Genomic DNA, 5,573 nt, shown 5'->3' with positions numbered 1-5,573 from the left:
GTCCCGCTCCCCCGTCCCCGCGCCCCGACTGGCACCGGCGGCGGCCCGGATGCGGTTGAACTCCGCGACGTGCTTCTTGTGCTCCTCGTACGTGGCCGAGAAGCGGGTGTCCCCCGGCTTCACCGTGACGAAGAACAGCCAGTCGCCGGGCGTCGGCGCGACGGCCGCGGCCAGGGCCTCCAGGCCCGGGCTGTCGATCGGTGTCGGCGGGAGCCCTTGCCGCTCGTACGTGTTGAAGGGGCTGTCGATCCGGGTCTCACCGAGCGTGGTGTCCACGGTGGTGCGGTTCAGCGCGTAGTTGATGGTGGAGTCCATCTGGAGGGGCATCGACCGCGCCAGCCGGTTGTGCACCACCCGGGCAACCTTGCCCCGTTCGGCACGGGATTCGGCCTCCGCTTCGATGATGCTGGCGAGCGTGGCCGTCTGGTACGGGGTCATCCCGTGCGCCTTGGCACCGTCGGCGACGGCCTTGGTCGCGAGCTTCCGGTTGGCCGTCTGCACCATGTACGCGAGCAGCGTGGCCGGCGTGGACTTCGAGGTCACCGGGTACGTCGCCGGGAACAGGAACCCCTCCGGATTGCCCTTCGCCTCCGCGGGCAGGGCCAGTCCGGCCGTGGGGACCGCCGCCTTCGTGGAACCCGCCGGGAGCTTCAGCTCCCGGTCGATCGCCGCGTACACCTGCGGCGCCCGCCAGCCTTCGGGAATGGTCAGCCGGCGCGGCTTCTCGGGGACCTCCGCGGTCCGCAGCAGCGGAACGAGAGCGGCCGCACCGATGGCGAGCAGCATGCCGAGGAAGAGCGCCAGACGGCCCCGGCGAGTGAGCCGGGAACGACGCCGTGGCAGCCGGTACTCATGACGCATGCGGGCACGCTAACCCGCGAAACGGCACATTCCCGGCATCACCTCCGTACGTCTGTCATACGATCACACGTTTACCGGTGTCGGCTGGGCGGTCCCCTCGGCCGGTCCGTCGGCCTTGACCACCGACACCTTGTGCACGACCCGCGCCGTGGCCGACTCCGGGGTGAGTGCGGCTTCCCGGTCCCGGCGGACCAGGGCCGCGTACCGGCCGTCCGCCTCCAGCAGTTCCTCGTGCGTGCCGCGCTCGGCGATCCGGCCCTTGTCCAGGACGACGATCTGGTCGGCGTCGCGGACGGTGGAGAGCCGGTGCGCGATGGTGATCGTGGTGCGGCCCTGGGAGAGGTTGTCGATGGCCCGCTGCACGGCGTGCTCGGTGCGCGTGTCGAGGGCGCTGGTGGCCTCGTCGAGGATCAGCACCGGGGGGTCGCGCAGGATGGTGCGGGCGATGGCCAGGCGCTGCTTCTCGCCTCCGGAGAAGCGGTAGCCGCGCTCGCCGACCAGGGTGTCGTACCCGTCGGGCAGGGACTCGATGTGTTCGTGGATCTGGGCCGCACGGGCCGCCTCGGCGATCTCCTCGTCGGTGGCGTCCGGCTTGGCGAAGCGCAGGTTGTCCGCGACCGAGGCGTGGAAGAGGTAGGTCTCCTGGGAGACCACGCCTATGGAGCGGGCCAGCGAGTCGAAGTCGAGGTCGCGTACGTCGACCCCGTCGAGGGCGACCCGGCCGCCGGTGACGTCGTAGAGCCGGGGCACGAGGTAGCTCAGGGTGCTCTTGCCCGAGCCGGTCGGGCCGACCACGGCGAGCGAGCCGCCGGCGGGGACGGTGATGTCGATCCCGCTCAGCGTCGGCCCGTGCTTGGCGTCGTACGCGAAGTGCACGTCCTCCAGGCGGACCTCGCCCCTGGCCCGGTCCAGGCGCACCGCGTCCTCGCGTTCGGTGATGTCCACCGGCAGGTCGAGGTACTCGAAGATCCGGCCGAACAGCGCGAGCGAGGTCTGGATCTGCACTCCGGTCGACAGGAGGCTCACCGCGGGCCGGAACAGGCCCTGCTGGAGGGTGACGAAGGCGACGAGGGTGCCGACCGAGAGCGAGGGGGCGCCCGACTGGAGGGCCATGCCGGCCGCCCAGTAGATGAGCGCGGGCATCGCGGCCATGACGATGCCGATGGTGGACATGCGCCAGCGCCCGGCCATGCTGGAGCGCACCTCGAGGCCGACGAGCTTTTCGGACTCGTCGGAGAAGGACCGGGTCAGCGAGTCGGCGCGGCCCATGGTGCGGCCGAGCAGGATGCCGCTCACCGACAGCGATTCGGTGACCGTCGCGGCCATGGCGGCCATCTGCTTCTGCCGTTGCAGCGTGATCTTCTTGCGCTCGCGGCCGACCCGCCGGCTGATCCACACGAACAGGGGCAGCAGGAGCAGCGAGACGAGGGTGAGCCGCCAGTCGAGCGCGAGCATCGCGACGATGGAGGCGATCACGGCCGTCAGGTTGGAGACGAGCGAGGTCGCGGTGGAGGTGACGGTGGCCTGCATGCCGCCGATGTCGTTGGCTATGCGGGACTGCACCTCGCCGGTCCGGGTGCGGGTGAAGAAGGCCAGCGGCATCCGCTGGAGCTGGGCGTACACGGCGGTGCGCAGGTCGTGCATGACGCGCTGGCCGACGGTGGTGGAGATCAGGGTCTGGAGCACGCCGAACACGCTGGTGACGACGGCCGTGAGGATCATGCCGAGCGCCAGCAGGCTGAGCAGCCCGGTCCGCCCCTGCGGGATGGCGACGTCCAGGATCTCCTTCAGCAGGAACGGCGAGGCCACCGCGACCAGTGAGGAGGCGCAGACCAGAAGCCCCACGACGGCCAGGCGGCCGCGGTAGGGGCGGAAGAGGCCCACGATCCGGCGCAGCTCGCGCGGCTGGTCGGCGGGGGCGGGGCGGGTGGGGTCGAGGGCTTCTTTCGATGGGGTCCATTTCGGCTCTTCGGGGCGCATGGGCCTCCTTCTGACGATGACGAGACTCGAATGAGCATAGCTCATTGTTACCTATGCTCACAATGAATCTGGTCCTGGTACTGTTTCCCAGTATGAGGACCGCTTCCGAAACCGACAGCACGGACGGCGTGCTCGCCGAGCAGCTGCTGCGGCTGACCCGCCGGCTCCACCGGATCCAGAAGCGCCATCTGGAGCCGCTCGGCATCACCCCCGCCCAGAGCCGGCTGCTGCGCCTCGTCTCGCACTACGACGGCGACCAGCCGCCCCGGATGGCGGACCTCGCCGCCCGCCTGGAGGTCGTGCCCCGGGCCGTGACCACGCTGGTGGACGGCCTGGAAGCCGCCGAGTGCGTGCGCCGTGCGCCCGACCCGGCGAACCGGCGCGTCATACGGATCGAACTCACCGACACGGGCCGCGCCACGCTGCGCCGGCTGCGCAACGCGCGAACCGACGCGGCGGAGGAGATCCTGGCTCCGTTGACCGCCGAGCAGCGAGACGTGCTCGGCGGCCTGCTGAACGCTCTGACGGACGCCCCGGCGGACGCCCCGCCGGAGCGCCGCTGCTGAGGACGCCGCCGCCGGCCCGGAGAGGTTCCCCGAACCGGCCCGGGCGGGCTGGGCCGAACGAGGACGCAAGGGGTCGCGCATGCCGCTGCTGGAACCGAAGCCCCGCGCCCTGCGCCCGCGCGGCATCGCAGGCCCCGCCCCCGACCGGGTCCCCGAGCACCACGCCGCCGGAACCCCGGAGCCGCTGCGCACCGAGCTGACGGAGCTGCTGGGCGCCGAAAAGGTGCTGTGGAAGGTCTCCGACCTGGTCCGCTACGCCTCCGACGCCTCGCCGTACCGGTTCGTGCCGCAAGTGGTCGTGATCGCCGAGGACGTCGACGACGTCTCCGCGGTGCTCTCGTACGCCCACGGCCGCGGGCGCGAGGTCGTCTTCCGCGCCGCCGGCACCTCCCTGAACGGCCAGGCCCTGGGCGAGGACATCCTGGTCGACGTACGCCGCCACTGGGCCGGCATCGACGTGCTGGAGGGGGGCCGCCGCGCCCGGATCCGGCCCGGGACCACCGTGGCGCGGGCCAATGCCGCGCTCGCCCGGCACGGCCGCGTCCTCGGCCCCGACCCGGCGAGCGCCGTCGCCTGCACGCTCGGCGGGGTCGTCGCCAACAACGCCTCCGGCATGACGGCGGGCACCACCAGGAACTCGTACCGCACGCTGTCCTCGCTCACCTTCGTGCTGCCCGGCGGCACCGTCGTGGACACCGCCGATCCGCTGGCCGACGAGGAGCTGGGGCGCGCGGAACCGGCGCTGTGCCGCGGGCTGATGGAGATCAAGCGGGAGATCGAGGCCGATCCGGGGCTCGTCGCCCGGATCCGGGCCAAGTACGAGATCAAGAACACCACCGGGTACCGCCTCGACGCGTACCTGGACGGGACCACCCCCGTCGAGATCCTGCGGGGACTGATGGTCGGGTCGGAGGGCACGCTCGGGTTCATCGCCGAGGTCGTCTTCGACACCGTCGCGCTGGACCGCAAGCTCACCAGCGCGCTGCTCTTCTTCCCCTCGCTGCCCGCCGCGGCGGCCGCCGTGCCGCTCTTCAACGCGGCGGGCGCCCTCGCCGTGGAGGTGATGGACGGCAACACCCTGCGCGCCTCGGTGAGCGTCGAGGGCGTGCCCGCCGACTGGGCCGGGCTGCCGAAGGACACCACCGCGCTGCTCGTCGAGTTCCGCGCGCCCGACGACGCGGGCCGCGCGGAGTACGAGCGGCGCGCCGCCGAGGTCCTCGCCGGGCTGGAGCTGGTGGCCCCGGTGGCCTCCGTCACCAACACCTTCACCCGCGACCCGAAGACGATCAACGGCTACTGGAAGGCCCGCAAGGCGTTCGTGACCGCCGTGGGCGGGGCGCGGGCCCCCGGCACCACCCTGATCACCGAGGACTTCGCGGTGCCGCCCTCCCGGCTGGCCGAGGCCTGCGAGGCGCTGCTCGCGCTCCAGGCGGAGCACGGTTTCGACGCGGCGGTCGCCGGCCACGCGGCCCACGGCAACCTGCACTTCCTGCTGGCCTTCGACGCCGCAAAACCCGCCGACGTCGAACGCTACGGGGCCTTCATGGACGCCTTCTGCCGGCTCACGGTGGAGCGGTTCGACGGCTCGCTGAAGGCCGAGCACTCCACCGGCCGCAACATGGCACCCTTCCTCGAACTGGAGTGGGGGCCGCGGGCCACCGAGCTGATGTGGCGGACCAAGCGGGTCGTCGACCCGGACGGGCTGCTCGCTCCGCGCATCCTCCTCGACCGCGACCCGGCGGCCCATCTGCGCGGGCTGAAGACGATTCCACAGGTGGAGCCGGAGGCCGACCCGTGCATCGAGTGCGGTTTCTGCGAACCGACCTGCCCCAGCGGGGACCTGACGACCACGCCCCGGCAACGGATCGTGCTGCGGCGGGAGATGATGCGCCAGCAGCCGGGCTCCCGGGTGCTGGACGCTCTGCTCGACGCCTACGGCCACGACGCCGTGGACACCTGTGCGGGCGACTCCACCTGCAAGCTGGCCTGTCCCGTCGGCATCGACACGGGCGCCCTGATGCGGGACTTCCGCCGGCGGCGGCACGGACCGCGCGAGGAGCGGGCCGCCGCCCTCGCCGCGAAGGGGTTCAAGGCCGTCGAGGGAGCCCTCCGGCTGGCGGTGGCCGCCGCCCGCCCGCTCGGGGGCCCGGGGGGGCGGGCGCGTAT

General features: G+C 72.3%; 4 protein-coding genes. 2 read left to right on the top strand and 2 right to left on the bottom strand.

Going from position 1 to position 5,573, the window contains the following annotated elements; genetic code table 11:
* Both mltG and ACFXA3_RS33870 read right to left on the bottom strand, forming a co-directional pair.
* Positions 1-861 (bottom strand): endolytic transglycosylase MltG (mltG, locus tag ACFXA3_RS33875; protein WP_385193240.1); only part of this gene is annotated, 861 nt, incomplete at its 3' end.
* Between the two features lie 63 nt (positions 862-924).
* A complete protein-coding gene (locus tag ACFXA3_RS33870; RefSeq protein ID WP_385193238.1) occupies positions 925-2,841 on the bottom strand; it encodes an ABC transporter ATP-binding protein in 1,917 nt (638 codons plus the stop codon).
* 92 nt (positions 2,842-2,933) lie between these two features.
* Between ACFXA3_RS33870 and ACFXA3_RS33865 the strand changes: the two genes are divergently transcribed.
* Together ACFXA3_RS33865 and ACFXA3_RS33860 are read left to right on the top strand one after the other, a co-directional pair.
* Positions 2,934-3,407, top strand: a complete 474-nt coding sequence (locus ACFXA3_RS33865; RefSeq protein ID WP_385193234.1) for a MarR family winged helix-turn-helix transcriptional regulator — start codon at positions 2,934-2,936, stop codon at positions 3,405-3,407.
* Between the two features lie 79 nt (positions 3,408-3,486).
* Positions 3,487-5,573: FAD-binding and (Fe-S)-binding domain-containing protein (locus tag ACFXA3_RS33860; protein ID WP_385193231.1), on the top strand; the 2,087-nt coding region annotated here is incomplete at its 3' end.

The sequence above is a fragment of the Streptomyces sp. NPDC059456 genome (genome assembly GCF_042750055.1).
Classification (GTDB): domain Bacteria; phylum Actinomycetota; class Actinomycetes; order Streptomycetales; family Streptomycetaceae; genus Streptomyces.
This window is presented reverse-complemented; position numbering and strand designations above follow the sequence as displayed.

Excerpts from the sequence above, each read along its gene's own strand:
- ACFXA3_RS33870 (WP_385193238.1), bottom strand. The coding sequence starts at position 2,841 with ATGCGCCCCGAAGAGCCGAAATGGACCCCATCGAAAGAAGCCCTCGAC.
- ACFXA3_RS33865 (WP_385193234.1), top strand. The coding sequence starts at position 2,934 with ATGAGGACCGCTTCCGAAACCGACAGCACGGACGGCGTGCTCGCCGAG.